This window comes from Fischerella sp. (assembly GCF_013388695.1).
Taxonomy (GTDB): Bacteria; Cyanobacteriota; Cyanobacteriia; order Cyanobacteriales; family Nostocaceae; genus PCC9605.
The window spans coordinates 1-16,126 of the sequence record NZ_JACAEU010000113.1 but is presented as its reverse complement, the minus strand read 5'-3'; the positions used below and the strand labels follow the sequence as shown (position 1 = coordinate 16,126).

The following is a 16,126-nucleotide window of genomic DNA, read 5'->3' as shown; positions in this document are numbered from 1 at the left end:
TCTAAAGCAGGGTGATCAAATTGCTTGTTCAACCAATGAAATGGATGCTGACTGCTGCTCTAGTTGTAAGCAGTGCCTTACAAGATCCAGCCAAGGGAATAGCCCAAACTAAAGTACCGGCAACTATTCAGCAACCCGTACAACCAACCAATAAACCTGCTTCACCCAAACAACAAACCTCTCGGCCTGTTTTTATTTGGCCAAAAACACCTCCAAGACTAACTACTGTATCTGGACGTAGAACAGGAATGGGTAGCCGCAATGATTGTCCTGCGGTTGGGACTGCATTAACTGCTTTAGTTCCTGTTCAAGAACAAGAGGTAGCAAGCAAACATATAAATACATCATCAATTCCTGTGGATGTCTGGGGATTAACTACCTCTGAACGACCGACGTTTTGGTTTTACATTCCCTACACTAACGCTAGCGGTGAATTTGTCTTACAAGATAAACAAGAGAACGATATATATAGAAATGCGATCGCCCTAGGAGCAAAACCAGGTGTGATCGGTGTTTCTCTTCCATCTACTGTCGCCTTACAAGAGGGTAAAACCTATCGTTGGTACTTTAAAGTAAATTGCGATCGCCAACAGACAGCAGCTGTTCCTGTCTATGTAGAAGGAGATATTCAAAGAATCAGTTTGCATCCCAGAATAGAACAGCAGTTAGCAGCAGCAACAAATCCCCGCCAAAAGATCGCAATTTATGCCGCTAATGGTATTTGGTTTGATGCTTTAACCATGCTGGCACAACAACGCCTTGCTCATCCCGATGATGCATCTGTTGTATCTGATTGGCAAATTTTACTGCGATCGGTCAGATTAGAGGATGTTGCTACGACTCCTCTGGTTAAATGAAAAAGATAAGTAGGTAGTTGGAAATAAAAGCAGCTATGTGTTTTGGAATATAAAAATACTGAAACCCTTACCAATGACAAATGACGACCCTTACGAGTTAGCTTTATTCGTGCCGATCTACTTAGTACAACATTGCATAAATTCATAGTGAAATTTTTGACCAAGACTCTGCGTTCCTCTGCGCTAACCTCTGCGTGCCTCTGCGTTTTAAATCGCTACCCTTTTACGCAAAGCTGTACTTAGATTGATTAGAAGTTAATTTTAATGCAAATCTGCATCCCAAACACCAATATAAATCTGATCTTCTTTGTTGCGTTGAATCACGCCTTTGACTCCACCAACACTAAATGAGTATTCGTTAGCTTGACGCTGATATACTCTTTGCAATCCTTGGTTAATTTCACCCGAAGCATTGCCCCCTAGCATTCCCTGCAATGTTGATTGCATCACCCCAGGCGAGACAGACTGAGCAAAAGATACTTCTGTTTGCCGTAGCACTCCTGATTTTCTGTCAAATAAATAACCAAGGTCAACACGATTTGGCTCTAATCGGTAAAGATAAGCGCGGGTGTTCCATAAACCTCTAGAAACCTTAGTAGGTTTGCCCAATGATGCTTTCACGGTATTTTCAGAAGTACCTGTAGGGAATCCAGGAACACTGCGACTAATGGTATTAGTTGCAACTTTTGGTTGATTTTCCTGCCGTGGAGGTGGAGAGGATACAGGAGGAACAGGAGTTTCTGGAGGTTGCGTCTGTTCTGGTGTGGGAACTACTGAGGGTTGAGAGTCTTCTGGCGGTGGTTCTACTGGTTCAAATGTTGATGGCTGTTGCGGTTCTGGTGTAGATGCAACTGGTGGTGGGGAAGAAACAGAAGTTTCTGGCTGCTGTTGTGGTGTAGGTGGTGCAATTGGGGCTGGGGGAGGCTGGGAAGCAACAGGCGTGTCGGTGGGTTCGGTAGTAGGAGTAACAGATGGTGATGTAGGAGTTGGATTTGCCGCGGTAGGTTCTTGTGTAATTTCTGGTACAGGCGATGTAGTAATAGTTGCTTCTGGTTGTGGCTGACGAATAATATTAGCGATCGCTATCCCACCAATCAAACCACCCACAACCAAACCACCAAAAATCAAAGCGGGTTTTTGCCAATTCCCAGAAGTGGAAGACGCAGGGATAAAAGCAGACTTTTGCGAAGAAGACAAAGGCTGAGTTTGCTGAATTTTTGCAGCACCAGGAGACAGAGCAACTGTAGATTGACTTGTCGAATATGATGGTGTCGGGGGAATAGTGCTAACAGATTGCAAGGCATGTAGCATTTTGCTAGCAGTAGAATAGCGATCGCTAGCTTGGGGTTTAATTGCTTGATTGAGTACCATTGCAAATTGTGACGACACCCCAGAAGCAAGATGCTGCCAAAGTATTTCCCCAGTTTGCGGGTTAGTTTGTAACTCGTGTGGCGGCTGGCCAGTCAGCAGATAAATAGCTGTCAAGCCCAAGCTGTAGATATCAGTAGCATAAACTGGGCGTCCTGCGGCTTGTTCGCTAGGCATATATCCTGGTGTACCAATCACTAATGATTGAGTGGGGTAGCCTGGGTAAGCGACTATAGAACGTATTGTTTCTTTAACTGCACCAAAATCAATTAAAACAGGCTTATTATTGACAGCACGAAGGATGATGTTATCAGGCTTAATATCTCGATGGATGATGCCTTTACTGTGAACATAATCCAAGACTGACAACAGACTCAATAAAATTTCCTTGACTGTATTTTCACCGAGTGGCCCTTGAGCTTCAACAATGTTTGTCAGAGTTTGACCTTGAATCCATTCTTGGACAAGGTAAAATTGCCCATGCTCAGAAAAATAGGCGTAGAGTTTGGGTATTTGGTCGCTACTTTCGCCAAGCAATTCCAAGATTGCCGCTTCTCGTTCAAACCGCTGTTGAATCATTCTGTAGGTTTGCGGGTCATTTGTCACTGGTTTGAGTTGCTTAATCACACAGCGACGACGAGAGGGCATGTGGGTATCTTCTGCTAAAAAAGTTTCGCCAAACCCACCAGCACCAAGTACCTGAATAACTTGATAACGATTGTTTAACTGCGTTATTGTCATGCCCAATTGCAAGCGAGCGTTGGAATGTCGGATAATTACCAAGATTTGCCAAAATATAAGCACAACAAAACAACCAACTTGGTTTTTCCGCAGAAAATTTGCCAAGTCCTTGCTGTGCTTTTGCTGTGCATTATTGCTAAACCATTTGCTTTAGCTGTAACTGTTTTAACTCACCAGGAGCAAATGCACCATTCTCTGTAATGATGGCTGTGATTAATTCTGCTGGGGTGACATCAAAAGCAGGATTATAAAATTCCACGCCTGCTGGTGTTAGGATGGTTTCACCAACTTGATATATTTCTGTTGGGTCACGCTCCTCAATCGGAATTTGACTGCCATCAGATAGGGAAAAATCAACAGTCGAAAGCGGTGCAGCCACAAAGAAAGGAATATGATGTGCTTTAGATACAAGTGCTAAACTATACGTGCCAATTTTGTTAGCTGTATCTCCATTAGCAGCGATTCGATCAGCACCGACAATAACGGCATCAATCATACCCTGCTTCATGCAATGGGCAGCCATACTGTCAGTAATTAACGTAACTGGAATGCCTTCTTGGACACATTCCCAGGTAGTGAGTTTTGCACCTTGCAACCTTGGGCGGGTTTCGTCAGCAAATACCCGTGTCAACCGTCCTTCTCGCCAAGCGGAACGCACCACACCCAAAGCTGTACCATAACCTGCGGTTGCTAATGCCCCAGCGTTGCAATGAGTCAGTAAAGTCAGTTGTTCTGGGCGAGTAGGCAAAACTTTTAAGCCATGATCGCCGATTGCCTGACAGGTTTGTAAATCCTCCGCATTGATAGTTTGGGCAGTTTGAAACAGAGCTTTTTTGATGTCGCCTACACTGCCTAGCGTTTCATATGCTACCTTGATCATCCGAGATATCGCCCAAAATAAATTCACTGCCGTCGGACGAGTGCAACGCAACATATCCGCCACATTTTCCAAGTGATGCAAAAATTCATCGCGGTTGTTTGTGTGAATTTCCCTTGCCCCAAGATACATTCCATAAGCAGCAGCAACACCAATAGCAGGTGCACCTCTAACAATCATAGTTTTGATTGCTACTGCCATATCTTCACTGCGACTAATTTCGACAAATGCGTATTCACTCGGCAGGCGGGTTTGGTCAATGAGTGAAACTGAATCGTTGTGCCAAATAACAGGATAGACTTGGTTAGTTTGGGAAAACATGTTTTTTTAGAGTAATGGGAACCACCAAGACACAAAGTCAGAGAAAGGGGGAAAGGGAAAAGGTGAAAGGAGAAAGGATTAATAAAATCCCTTTACCCTTTAACCTTTCCCCTTTACCCTTTATTTGTGTCTTTGTGGTTAATTTTATTAGACTACTGCCGATCTTTGCTGACTAAAGAAAGCTTGCAAAATCTTTTCAGCAATCTGCGGACTTGTTAAGCCTAATTCTGCCTTGGATTCATTTGGTTGTGCATGTTCCACCAACACATCTGGCACGCCAATTCGCTTGATTGGAACCACAATATCAGCATCTAGCAAAGCTTCTGCCACTGCGGAACCAAAGCCACCCATGACGCAGCCTTCTTCCAATGTCACAACGCGCCCAATTGTCTGTGCTAATGGGAAGATCAATTCTGTATCTAAAGGCTTGGCAAAACGGGCATTAATCACAGTCGCTTCTATACCGTGTTCGCTGAGAATTTCTGCCGCTTGCAGGGCTGAATGCACCATAGTGCCGTAGCCTAACATTAACACGTCATCGCCGTGGCGGAGAATTTCTGCTTTGCCAATTTCCAGAGGTTCCCAACCTTCTTCCATTAAGGGGACGCCGTAGCCGTTACCACGGGGAAAACGCATAGCGATTGGCCCGGTGGTGTGGTTTACGCCAGTCACGATCATCCGCTGTAATTCGGCTTCGTCTTTGGGTGCCATCAGTACCATATTGGGAATACAGCGCAGATAGGCAATGTCGTACATACCTTGGTGGGTGGGGCCATCAGCACCGACAATTCCAGCCCGATCCATGCAGAAGAATACAGGCAAGTTTTGGATGCAGACATCGTGAATGATCTGGTCGTAGGCGCGTTGCAGGAAGGTAGAGTAGATAGCGACTACAGGACGCATACCTTCAGATGCAAGTCCAGCAGAGAGAGTGACGGCATGTTGTTCGGCAATACCCACATCGATATATTGATTGGGTAACTTGGCTTGGAGTTTGTCTAAGCCTGTTCCGGTTGCCATCGCGGCAGTAATACCGATGATTTTCGGGTTTTGTTCGGCGAGTTTGACTAAGGTGTGGGCAAAAACTTTACTGTAGCCAGGGGGTTTGGGTTTGTTAGAGGGAATTGCTTTACCTGTAGTCAAGTTGAAGGGAGTTTGGGCATGGTAGCCGACTTGGTCTTGTTCGGCAATTTCGTAGCCTTTGCCCTTCGTTGTTGCCACATGCACTAACACAGGCCCGGGGATTTGATGTGCCTGTTGGAAGGTAGCAATCAATTCTTCTAAATTATGCCCGTCTACTGGACCAATGTAAGTAAAGCCGAGTTCTTCAAAAACTGCACCCACTTTTGGTACAGCCAAGCGCTTCATCCCTTCTTTAATGCGTCCTAGTTCTGGAGAAAGAGATTCACCAACAAAAGGAATTTGCTTAACTTGTTCCTCAAAATTATCTTTGAGAAACTGCACCGGCCCGCTAAGGCGCATTTTGTTGAGGTAGCGGGGAATTGCCCCAACGTTAGGAGATATTGACATTTCGTTATCGTTGAGGACAACTAGTAAATTAGTTTTGGGTAGATGTCCGGCGTGATTGATGGCTTCTAATGCCATACCACCAGTCAGCGCCCCATCACCAATGATGGCTGCAACTTTAAATTTTTCCCCTTTGGCGTCTCGCGCTAAAGCCATACCCAAAGCTGCGGAGATGCTAGTAGAAGCGTGTCCTGCGCCGAAATGGTCAAATTTGCTTTCACAACGTTTGAGATAACCAGCAATTCCGTCTTTTTGCCGTAGGGTATCGAAGCGACTATAGCGTCCTGTAATGAGTTTATGAGGATACGCTTGATGTCCTACATCCCAAATAACTTTATCACGGTCTAAGTCTAGTGTTTGGTACAGCCCTAAGGTCAACTCTACAACACCTAACCCAGGTCCCAAATGTCCTCCGGTAGCAGCTACGGTTTGCAAATGCTTATCCCGGATCTGACGAGCTATTTGTTGCAGCTGTCGAATTGATAAACCATGCAACTGGTTGGGATGAGTAATTTCACTCAAATGCATACTATAGCATTTTCCTCTCTAAATCTTATATACTGATTCTCCCACGCTTGGGTGAACAGCTACTTTGAGAGTCACTCGCTTCGCTCCAATTAAAAATTCAAAATTCAAAATTCAAAATTGAAATCCCCACAATTAAAATTGGGGGATTGTACCCGAAATGAATTAAACATTTTTATTTCTTCTTAATTTTGCATTTTGAATTTTTAATTTTGAATTGTTTCGGTCATGTACAGATAACTTCGCTGAGGGCGGGGTTTCTCGGAGAATCTTGATGAATACATAAGTAGTTAAGTAAAATTAAATTCATTCACGGAGGCAGGGAAAGGGAAACGCTTAACAGGGAACAAGAAAACAATGTGTGTAATTAATTCTGTCTGAGTACATACTATGATTTTATGACTACGCAGATTCTGACAGAGAGACTTCTAATTTAAGACAGTTACCACCATTAACTTGCAACTGGTATTCCACTTTATCCATGAGGCGATTGATAATCAACCAACCATATCCACCTTCTTGTTTATCCGTGGGGCTAGGTGGTAAATAGTCAGACAATTCAAAACCTTCGCCACAGTCCCAAACTTCCAGGGCAACATCGCGGTCTTTCAGTTCCAAACGAATTAACACTGGCAAATAGGGCTGATTTTTGTGGGCATGACGCACAACGTTGGAATAGGCTTCTACTAAAGCCAATCGCAAACGACTTGATTGCCTTGACCAATCAACTGATTCTTTCATCTGGACTTCTAAGCATCCCAACAACCAGTTTTCCACGATGCTTAAAAACTTCAAGTCACTTGGTACATGAAGCTCGCTTTTCATTATTTACAAAACCTCCAGTGAAAGTATAGTTTGGTCATCTTCTTGAATGGGGTTATCTGCCTGGATTCGGGATAGCAAATGGTTGAGAGAAAGTGGTTGATCTTCCGCTTGCAAGAGTTGCCAAAGACCCTCTAGATTCAGCATAGAAAAATGATTGGGCTTGATGCCATTCTCGGTTGAATCGATATTTTTGCAAACCATTGCTTCAGTAATACCATCACTGGTTAGCAGTAAAGTATCTCCAGGAGCGAGAGACAATTGCCCGAAGGCTGCTTGCCACTTAGGCAAAATGCCAACGGGAATGCCACGTACTTTGAGGTAAATGGGATTATCAGGGGCAGTCTTGCTAGACCAAAGCAGGGGATATATGTGACCTGCATTTGCGTACACTAGCTCTCTAGTGGTAGGGGTATACCGAGCTAAGACCAGGGTAATAAAGCAATTATTACTAATTAAGTCATCACCTAGGGCGTGGTTGAGATTCTGAATGACTGTATTCGGCATGGCTGGTGTTTCTTGAGACAATTCGCGGCGCAATACCGAAATGGCACTAGCCATGAACAAAGCTGCTGGGACACCCTTACCGGAAACATCACCCACTGCTAACCACAAATCGCCTTTGGGATGAACAAACACTTCAAAAAAATCCCCTCCTACTTCGCGAGCAGGGTAACAACAAGCTTGCACCTTTGCATCCTTGATATTGGGCAAGCTTTGGCGCAGTAGGTTGTTTTGAATTTGGCGTGCAACCTCCAATTCAGTCCGGATTTGTTCTTGCTTTTCTTGAAGGCGCTGGTAGAGTTTGGCTTGGGAGAGGGCCAAGGCTGCTTGTTCAGCAACACCTGCTATTAGCTGGATATCTTCATCTCGCCAAGGGCGATCGCGTCCCCACTGGTAGAGTGCCAGAACAGCGAGTAGGTGCTGCTGATAGATTAGTGGTACAACCAGTTGGTAAAAGGGTGAACCCTCATGCGTGTATTGATAATGTTGATAATGATGAGTTTCTAGAACTTTTTCGATCAAAGGACTGGGATTAAACGAGCAACTAGAGAAAGAAGTTTTGGGATCTAAGTAGGAGAACTCATCTGCTGTCAACTGATTGCCTTCTACTGGTCTGAGCAAGCAATAACTGGTTTCAAAAGTTTGGCCAATTGTGGCAACAATTTTTTGCAACATACTGGAGTAGTCAAGAGACTCGCGAATTGCTGTTGTCACCGCATTAAATAAAGATTCCCGTCGCAGGGCGCGACGCAACTCCTGAGTACGTTTTTTGACGACCTGATATGTATCTGCTGCTTGCTCGACGATCGCCTTTAACCGATCGGGTTTCCAGGGTTTGGTGATGTATTTAAAGACCTGACCGGAGTTAATTGCATCCACCAAATCTTCAACATCAGTAAAACCAGTCAACAAAATGCGAATCGTATCGGGAAAGCGCTCCACCGTTAGACTGAGAAATTCAGTGCCATTCATCTCTGGCATTCTTTGATCAGAGATGATCACAGCCATCTCACCTTCTTTGTCTAAAATGTCAAGTGCACTTAAGGCGTGATTTGCTTTATATACTTGAAAATCTCGCCTAAAAGTGCGGTAGAGTAATTCTAAATTCTCCGGCTCATCATCTACCACCATTAATTTAAGTTTTTCTACATCTGTCTCAGTCATATTTGACTTCACTTTCCAGATACTTGAATGGCGAGATAGTATAACTTTTATTACACCTAATCGTCAGTTGAACAATAAAAAAACGTGATTTAAGAGAGTCCACTCATTTTTAACACATATTTTTTAGAACTTAGTAAATTTACTTATAATCGCTTGATGAAGTTCAAAACCCTCAAATCCAATCTAACCGACTAATCCAGAACGTAAAGCCCGAACCGCTGCTTGGGTACGGTCGTCTGCACAGAGTTTGTTCAAAATATTACGAACGTGAGTTTTGACTGTCCCGACCGTGATGTAAAGTCTGTCTGCAATCACAGCATTGCTACAACCTTCAACAATTAACTGCAATACTTCTAATTCCCTTTCTGTAAGGGTGTAAGGATCGATCATTTCTTCTTCATTCTCTACTTCAGCCTTTTCTGAAATTGGCACAGAGGGTTTAGTATCCTTCAGTGTTATTTCTGGCTTATGGGGATTTTGTTGCGCTTGTTGTAAGACAATGCGGGCGATCGCCGGATCTATCCAAGCATTGCCATTGTAGGTAACGCGTACGGCTTCCAGCAAATTATCAAACTTAATATCTTTCATGCAGTAGGAGTCTGCCCCGGCTGCAAAAGCTGCTAACACTGCTTCTTTGTTATCTCGCAGGGTCAATATTAATACCTTGGTTGCTGATTCATCTCCGCTAGTAATAGACTTTACCTCTCGTGTTAGTTCAATGCCATCTTTATCTGGTAGGCCAATATCTATAATCGCAATATCCGTTTGTATTGTTTTTAACAATTTCATGCCGTCAGCAGCATTAGCTGCTTCTCCCACCACTTCTATTTCTTCCTTTTGCTGAAGTGCTGTCTTGATACCTACACGGGTGAGATCGTGATCTTCTATTAATGCCACACGAATTTTACTCATGGTCGATTTCTACCCATTACACTCTATAACTGTAAAATTGAGTTTACTAAAAAGTCTCGGGAGATGTAGTTTAAAGATATATATAGTCTGTACTCATCTGTACTAAGCTAATTGGCATTTGGCGTTGCAACTAAAAAAAATATTTCAGAAGCAGGAACTAGGAACTCTTTCTATTCTGACTCATGGCTAGTTAATCTTAGCTCTGAAAAGCCACAAACAGGTGTAAATGCACCAGGCGTATCAGCTTCAGAAATCAAAAGTTCAAAGTTGCATAAAGCTGTAATAGCAATTATCCTGGTCGTGAGCAGAGCTGATAATTCAATGCGTGATAAAAACTTAGAAGTCGCTTTATCTATAAGTTTTTATACATGACACTTTTTACTTCTACTGGAACTCTCACGTATATTCTCAGTTTTTAGCTTAATTATAAGTATCTAATTAAACTATGCTTGTGATAAGTACACGTGTGGTGATAAGGTTTTAAATCTATTCATATAAACAGATTGTCTGTTTTTATAAAAAAAACATCAAATGTAATTTTTAATACATTATAAAAAATTCCTGTTTGAAAAAAAATTTGTTAAACTATCGTTACGATAGACTTTGGTGTGAGGCTACTTAAAAACAGGTTATGCTTAAACCGCCGAAAGTATTTTCCGTGCTGGGGCTGCCAGTTCATGTAATGACTGATTATCCAGGCTGGTTGCTAGAATGCTTGCGAGAGGGCATCGGAGGGCATGTAGTGACGCTCAATGCAGAAATGACCATGCAGGCAGAGCAGAATAAATCCCTAGCTCAGGCTATTAAAAATGCTGAGTTAGTGATTCCAGATGGAGCGGGAGTAGTTCTGTTTTTGCGGTGGCTGCGGCGGCAAAAAGTGCAACGCACTCCGGGAATTGAACTTGCAGAAACACTGCTACGAGAACTTGGACAAAAACAAACGGGCGCAAAAGTATTTTTCTATGGTGGAGCGCCTGGAGTGGCTGCCAAAGCGGGAGAATTTTGGCTTTCTCAAAGCCCAAATTTGTTCATAGCAGGTACTCATTCTGGCTTCCATTCCCAAGCAGAAGAAGAACAATTGCGACAAACTCTTGCCCAGCTGCAACCACAAGTAATTTTTGTTGGCTTGGGTGTACCGCGTCAAGAATTATGGATTGCTCAAAATCGCCATTTGTGTCCCCAAGCAATTTGGATCGGCGTTGGTGGTAGTTTTGATATCTGGTCAGGGACGAAAAGTAGGGCTCCAGCTTGGTTGGGAAACAACCATTTGGAATGGCTATATCGGCTATACAAAGAACCTTGGCGTTGGCGGCGAATGTTGGCTTTACCCAAGTTTGCTCTCAAATCCTTAGTTTATGGTATGACCGTTAAAGAAGCGATCACTCAGCAAGTACCGTGATTTGTTGGTGGTTCGTTATCACAAAATTTTTAAGCGTGGATCTGAGATTCCTGGGTATTACCTGGGAATCTTAATTTTATACATGTTTAATTGTGGGTGTGAAGAAACAGCAATGCCAGCAGTATTATCACCGAAAGCAGCGACTGACGAAACTGACAAATCTATTCATCTTCAAGACAGTGATACTCAACCGGAGAATGTTAGTACACTGATGGTGCAATTGCACTCAGCAGCAAAAACATATCTCAACGGACATAACGCCCTGTTGGATGTAAATCTTGAGATCAAACAGGGAGAATTTCTGTTTATCACAGGGCCAAGTGGTTCTGGTAAATCTACGCTTTTGAAACTGTTGTATGGCCAAGAGTTACCAACCCAGGGAGAAGTGATAGTTGATGGATGTAATGTAGCAACTTTACGGGGCGATCGCTTGTCTTTATTCCGACGGCGCATTGGTATTGTATTTCAAGACTACAAACTGATTCCCCAACGAACAGTGGCAGAAAATGTAACAGTTGTGCTGCAAGCGCAAGGATATACCCGCAAGGAAATTCAACGACGTTTGGAACCAACTTTGAAGTTAGTAGGTTTGTTTGCCAAAGCTAACTGCTTTCCCGAACAACTTTCTGGAGGAGAACAACAACGGGTGAGTATTGCACGGGCGATCGTTGCAACCCCACCACTGCTTTTAGCTGATGAACCAACCGGAAATCTCGATCCAGATAATTCCTGGCAAGTAATGCAGATTCTTCAGAAGTTAAATTCTTTTGGTGCGACAGTAATTGTTACTACTCACGATGAGCAGTTAGTGCGACGATGCAACCATCGTGTAGTGCAAGTCCGCAATGGAAGATTGTATGAAATTAGTGCTTAATCCTTGTTGTTTGTTGTTTGTTAGTTGAAACAACAACCAACAAACAACCACCAACTAATAACTAACAACTAACCCGATTTTTTACCTTCGCTGAGGCTGGTATTCTAATTGCTGTGGCACTAGGTAAAAGCACTTGCGCTCGTTCCAAAGCTTGCAAACTTTGAAAAACAGCCTCTCTTATTGCGCCTTCCTCTTCTTGGCGAAGAAGAAGGCGCAAGCAATCGTTAACACTTTGCTGCTCACAAGCATCTACTCGATTACGGATAATTAATTTGGTAATTTGCCGAACGGCAATTAAACGTTTGAGGGGATCTGTTGCTGTTAAATTAACGAGCAACTCATCTAACTGGTTTTCCTCTCGACTTCCATAAAAGTTGACTATTTGCCATACCAGTAAAATAAATGTCAATAACGTCCCTAAACCTAGCAGAGTCAAACCAGCAGCAAGCCAATGACTGTTGGAATCTAACCAGATAGCAAATGTCATATACGTGCTAACGCAAGCAATGCCGCCACTAGTGACTGCTAAAGCTAAGCGCCGGTTGGGACTGTTTAAAAATTTTCGGATTTCAGACCAGCGTAAACGCCAGTTCCATGCTTGCATTGAATAAACTAATATCATGACCCCAACACCTACACTGCTAGCTAATAGCAGTTGCCAGTTCCACAACAGCATGGCAACCACTATTGTCAGGAATCCAAGAACGCTTCCTGGTTCTCGGAAACGTTCGAGAACTCTCTTTTTTGTGACTCCTGACTTGAACTCTGGAGGCAGCCAGTTGAGGATCTGGTTAACTAATTGCTGCCAAGAAGACGAAGCCTGTGCCACGGTATTTACCTACTTTATGTGTGAAACAGTTTAATGTAATAAATGCTACGCCCTGATTAAGGGTGTGATGAATAAGTAATAACCTCTACCACCATAAATGAAGTAGAGGTTGTGACACCGATTTTATCACCGAGTTTTTACAGTTTTAAGCTAAAAACAGAAACTAAAGCCATCAATAGTGAATTGACCATCAAAAGCGCAGAAAGTGACCCTATGGATGTCACTCGCTTTTACAGATAGTAAGGTATTGGGAGGTACGGCAGAATCAGAATTGGCAAGATTGGCTCCTGATAGCACTGTTTGCGCTAGTAGTTGGCGATCGCGGTTATATGCAGAAAGCACTAACCGCTGTGAACTTGTGATAAAAGCACTCACAAATTGAACTGGACGCAGGAAAGTAACTTCTAAATATCCGCTTTTTGGCGCTGCCATCAACACTACCTGGCCAGAGTGGGTAGGAAATGCCGGGTTTGAAGGTTGTATTGCAATACAATTATCAAAAATTACGTCCCATTGTTCATACTGGCGCTTTACTACTTCAAAGCATTTTAAATTTTCCAAATTTAAATAAATACAGTTAGGTATAGCAACCTTTTCGGAGCTACCAGCAGCTGCCTGCATTTGACTCTGGAAGGTGGAATCTATAGTTTGATTTTGGATATCAAAGTGACCCAGCGTAAATTGACGGTCTTCAAACTTTGGTCTTTGATTTGATTGAAGACAAGCCTGTTTTCCCATGACACCCCGCTTAAGCATTTTCTATGAAATAATCAGATCGCTAATTATAGGGAGAGTGATTTCTTCCGTAGAGCTGCATTAGATACTAGGTTTAAAAGCTAGTCGATCGGTGAGCAGCATTCAGCAGAACTAATGTTAATAACTATTTTTGATTAGGTTTAGGAGCTTTATTGATGCTCAATACTATCAGTATTATTTCTGATAGAGTAACATAAATAAAGATTGAGGGTCTTACCCCTCGGTAATAGTAGCTACTAATAGAAACATTGGAATCATAGTATTTGTAAGCAACAATATCTGGAAAACTAGAAAAAAAATCACTGAATCTTTACAAGCTAGGCAGTACTTTTACATCTACTTCACCAGAAGCACCGATTACGCAAAATTGTTTTGAATCTGTCTTTGGAGGCAGGTAGGGAGATGGGGAGAGTGGGAGAGTGGGAGAGTGGGAGATGGGGAGAGTGGGAGAATAACCACTAACTACTAACCACTAACCACTAACTAATGACCAATGACCAATGACTATTGACCATTGACTCTTGACAAAAAAACTTATGTTTCAGCCACTAGGATTTGAACAACGCTCTGTGACTACCTCACTAGGTAGAATGGCTTATTATACTGCTGTTGGCTCACCTTGGCAGGAAGAAATGACTGCTAGCCGGGACTTGGAAACTTTAGTGTTCCTGCACGGGTTTGGTGGTGGATCTTCCGCATATGAGTGGTCGAAAGTTTACCCAGCATTTGCCGCCGAATATCGAATTTTGGCACCGGACTTGATTGGTTGGGGTAGATCGGAACATCCGGCACGAAATTACAAAATAGAGGATTATTTGACGACGATCCGCGAGTTTTTGCAACAAACTTGTGATGGGCCGGTGAGAGTAATTGCCTCTTCTTTGACAGCGGCGTTTACTATTCGAGTGGCGATCGCTCATCCAGAATTATTCAAGTCTTTGATTCTCACGACATCTGCCGGACTTGCCGACTTTGGACAAGATTATTCCCGCACTTTTATTGCTCAGCTGATCAGTATTCCCGTTCTCGACCGGATACTTTACAGTGCTGGAGTTGCTACCGAAGGGGGTATTCGCAGCTTTTTAGATCAACGACAATTTGCCCAGCCTAATCGGGTGTACGAGGAAATTGTCCAAGCTTACTTAGAATCTGCCAAGCAGCCCAATGCCGAATATGCAGCCCTATCTTTTGTACGTGGTGATTTAAGTTTTGATTTGTCACTGTACATTCAACAACTAACAACTCCCACTGCGATTATTTGGGGACAAAAATCACAATTTACCAGTCCAGAAATTGGTCGTCGTCTTGCTCAGTTGAATCCACAAGCGATTAGATTTTTTCAAGAATTAGAAGATGTGGGATTGACACCACAGTTGGAATTACCAGCAGTGACAATTGGTTTGATCCGAAAATTTTTACCATTGCTAAGTGAATCGCCAACAGCAGTTACTTACTAATAATAAAAGTTAGTTTTAACTGATATCTTTCACCTTTCTCAGTAAGAGCCAAAGGCTCTAATTTTTGTTACCAGGTTGAACCTGGTAACGATGCTCAGGTAAGACAAGGGAGAGGGAGAAGACACCCTTTGGGATGTCAAAAGTACCAAGTCAAAAATCAAAATTATAATCTTTACTTTTGACTTTTGACTTGTTTTGTCCCCCTTGTCTGGAAACTATTTAAAACGCCAAAAACAACACTATTACTTGTCTTTTAACCGTATATCAATTACGCTGGCATTGAAGTTATAATTAAAGCCTTCTAATTCAAATGGCATGCCAATTTTAACTTTACTGTTACCTAGAACTGGCCCATTGTTAGTGACCTGTGCTTTGCCTTCTAAAGTCAATAACATATCAGTACTAAAACTGTTTGATTTTGGATCTGGTAATTCTTTAACCGTACCATCAGGTTGAGGAACAAGTGTAGTTCTAGGTAGTTTTTTAACGGATTTAATTGCAATTTGGCCGTAGGGTTGATTGCGGATAATCACGTTAGTTTTACCACCTTTTTGTAATCCTTGACTATATAAAATTTCAGGGTCACGTACGTTCAATCCCCGCACGACTAAATCTACTTCAATAGGTACTGTTTTAGTTCCAACTTGAGCTACAGAACCAGTCGTGCCAGGAAAGAAAAAGATGCCAAATATAACTAGCAGTATTACCAGTAAAGCACCGATATCAAGAATGTTGAATTTACCGAATAAGCGACCTTTGGAATCTACAATAGCCATAACTAAGTTTTCCTAAATCAAAACTGAGTAAGTAATTTTAACAGCACGGTCTAGTGAAAGATTGTTTTTTTTACTTTGTCGTAACTCGAAACAGCAATATTTTTCTATCCTGTGAGAAGCCACCCTTACGGGCGTCTACAGCATAGCTGCCTCCTGTCTTCCTCCTTTTTCCTTTGTTTGATCATGCGACAGTTTATCACGATCGCTGTTTTTAGTTGCCGTTGCGAAAAAAAAATCGGTTAAAACAGCCTTATAGTTATGTAAAATCGCTAAAATTTGCGTTAACGATTTCTAATGCAACTCAGGGTAAGAGCATCTCAATCAGGCTTGACACAAGGAATCAGAAGAATCTAAAGTGTTGCTAATGAAAAAACAATTGAGAACCTGAACCATATAATTGTTATCCATAGCAGTGCG

At 42.5% G+C, this 16,126-nt stretch carries 14 protein-coding genes; 5 read left to right on the top strand and 9 right to left on the bottom strand.

The window, feature by feature from the left end; genetic code table 11:
• Positions 1–11: 11 nt before the first annotated feature.
• On the top strand, positions 12–857 hold the full coding sequence (locus tag HXY43_RS15195; protein ID WP_290884221.1) for a DUF928 domain-containing protein: 846 nt from the start codon (positions 12–14) through the stop codon (positions 855–857).
• Positions 858–1,118: 261 nt separating this feature from the next.
• On the opposite strand, the gene HXY43_RS15190 is transcribed toward HXY43_RS15195, so the two are convergent.
• The 6 genes from HXY43_RS15190 to HXY43_RS15165 all read right to left on the bottom strand — a co-directional run bounded on the left by HXY43_RS15190 (position 1,119) and on the right by HXY43_RS15165 (position 9,618).
• Complete coding sequence (locus HXY43_RS15190; protein WP_290884265.1) at positions 1,119–2,966, bottom strand: serine/threonine protein kinase; 1,848 nt, start codon at positions 2,964–2,966, stop codon at positions 1,119–1,121.
• A 136-nt stretch (positions 2,967–3,102) separates the two neighbouring features.
• Positions 3,103–4,164: an S-methyl-5-thioribose-1-phosphate isomerase gene (gene mtnA, locus HXY43_RS15185; RefSeq protein ID WP_290884219.1), complete on the bottom strand. Its 1,062-nt coding sequence runs from the start codon at positions 4,162–4,164 to the stop codon at positions 3,103–3,105.
• Between the two features lie 147 nt (positions 4,165–4,311).
• Positions 4,312–6,219 (bottom strand): 1-deoxy-D-xylulose-5-phosphate synthase, encoded by a 1,908-nt coding sequence (gene dxs / locus HXY43_RS15180; RefSeq protein ID WP_026736419.1) that lies wholly within the window; start codon positions 6,217–6,219, stop codon positions 4,312–4,314.
• A gap of 399 nt (positions 6,220–6,618) precedes the next feature.
• Entirely contained in the window at positions 6,619–7,041 is a 423-nt protein-coding gene (locus HXY43_RS15175; protein WP_026736409.1) for an anti-sigma regulatory factor, read from the bottom strand.
• A gap of 3 nt (positions 7,042–7,044) precedes the next feature.
• Positions 7,045–8,706, bottom strand: coding sequence for a SpoIIE family protein phosphatase (locus tag HXY43_RS15170; RefSeq protein WP_290884216.1), 1,662 nt, complete (start codon positions 8,704–8,706; stop codon positions 7,045–7,047).
• Positions 8,707–8,889: 183 nt separating this feature from the next.
• Positions 8,890–9,618, bottom strand: coding sequence for a response regulator transcription factor (locus tag HXY43_RS15165; protein WP_290884212.1), 729 nt, complete (start codon positions 9,616–9,618; stop codon positions 8,890–8,892).
• A gap of 111 nt (positions 9,619–9,729) precedes the next feature.
• Here HXY43_RS15165 and HXY43_RS15160 point away from each other — a divergent pair, with 111 nt between their 5' ends.
• The 3 genes from HXY43_RS15160 (at position 9,730) to ftsE (ending at position 11,891) form a co-directional block, all read left to right on the top strand.
• Positions 9,730–9,990, top strand: a complete 261-nt coding sequence (locus tag HXY43_RS15160) for a hypothetical protein (protein ID WP_290884210.1) — start codon at positions 9,730–9,732, stop codon at positions 9,988–9,990.
• 259 nt (positions 9,991–10,249) lie between these two features.
• Positions 10,250–11,017 (top strand): WecB/TagA/CpsF family glycosyltransferase, encoded by a 768-nt coding sequence (locus HXY43_RS15155; RefSeq protein ID WP_026736406.1) that lies wholly within the window; start codon positions 10,250–10,252, stop codon positions 11,015–11,017.
• Positions 11,018–11,129: 112 nt separating this feature from the next.
• Entirely contained in the window at positions 11,130–11,891 is a 762-nt protein-coding gene (gene ftsE / locus HXY43_RS15150; protein ID WP_290884208.1) for a cell division ATP-binding protein FtsE, read from the top strand.
• Positions 11,892–11,952: 61 nt separating this feature from the next.
• Here the strand turns inward: ftsE and HXY43_RS15145 are convergent, their stop codons facing one another.
• Positions 11,953–12,720, bottom strand: coding sequence for an armadillo-type fold-containing protein (locus tag HXY43_RS15145; protein ID WP_290884206.1), 768 nt, complete (start codon positions 12,718–12,720; stop codon positions 11,953–11,955).
• Positions 12,721–12,870: 150 nt separating this feature from the next.
• Entirely contained in the window at positions 12,871–13,458 is a 588-nt protein-coding gene (locus HXY43_RS15140; RefSeq protein WP_290884263.1) for a hypothetical protein, read from the bottom strand.
• Positions 13,459–14,012: 554 nt separating this feature from the next.
• Between HXY43_RS15140 and HXY43_RS15135 the strand changes: the two genes are divergently transcribed.
• Positions 14,013–14,933: an alpha/beta hydrolase gene (locus HXY43_RS15135; protein WP_290884261.1), complete on the top strand. Its 921-nt coding sequence runs from the start codon at positions 14,013–14,015 to the stop codon at positions 14,931–14,933.
• Positions 14,934–15,175: 242 nt separating this feature from the next.
• Here HXY43_RS15135 and HXY43_RS15130 read toward each other — a convergent pair whose 3' ends face one another.
• On the bottom strand, positions 15,176–15,709 hold the full coding sequence (locus HXY43_RS15130; protein WP_026736401.1) for a DUF4330 domain-containing protein: 534 nt from the start codon (positions 15,707–15,709) through the stop codon (positions 15,176–15,178).
• Between the last annotated feature and the right edge of the window lie 417 nt (positions 15,710–16,126).

Bases quoted from the DNA above. Each gene is read 5' to 3' on its own strand.
- ftsE (WP_290884208.1), top strand. From the start codon at position 11,130: ATGCCAGCAGTATTATCACCGAAAGCAGCGACTGACGAAACTGACAAA.
- HXY43_RS15155 (WP_026736406.1), top strand. From the start codon at position 10,250: ATGCTTAAACCGCCGAAAGTATTTTCCGTGCTGGGGCTGCCAGTTCAT.
- HXY43_RS15140 (WP_290884263.1), bottom strand. From the start codon at position 13,458: ATGGGAAAACAGGCTTGTCTTCAATCAAATCAAAGACCAAAGTTTGAA.
- HXY43_RS15135 (WP_290884261.1), top strand. From the start codon at position 14,013: ATGTTTCAGCCACTAGGATTTGAACAACGCTCTGTGACTACCTCACTA.
- HXY43_RS15190 (WP_290884265.1), bottom strand. From the start codon at position 2,966: ATGACAATAACGCAGTTAAACAATCGTTATCAAGTTATTCAGGTACTT.
- dxs (WP_026736419.1), bottom strand. From the start codon at position 6,219: ATGCATTTGAGTGAAATTACTCATCCCAACCAGTTGCATGGTTTATCA.
- HXY43_RS15130 (WP_026736401.1), bottom strand. From the start codon at position 15,709: ATGGCTATTGTAGATTCCAAAGGTCGCTTATTCGGTAAATTCAACATT.
- HXY43_RS15170 (WP_290884216.1), bottom strand. From the start codon at position 8,706: ATGACTGAGACAGATGTAGAAAAACTTAAATTAATGGTGGTAGATGAT.
- mtnA (WP_290884219.1), bottom strand. From the start codon at position 4,164: ATGTTTTCCCAAACTAACCAAGTCTATCCTGTTATTTGGCACAACGAT.
- HXY43_RS15175 (WP_026736409.1), bottom strand. From the start codon at position 7,041: ATGAAAAGCGAGCTTCATGTACCAAGTGACTTGAAGTTTTTAAGCATC.
- HXY43_RS15165 (WP_290884212.1), bottom strand. From the start codon at position 9,618: ATGAGTAAAATTCGTGTGGCATTAATAGAAGATCACGATCTCACCCGT.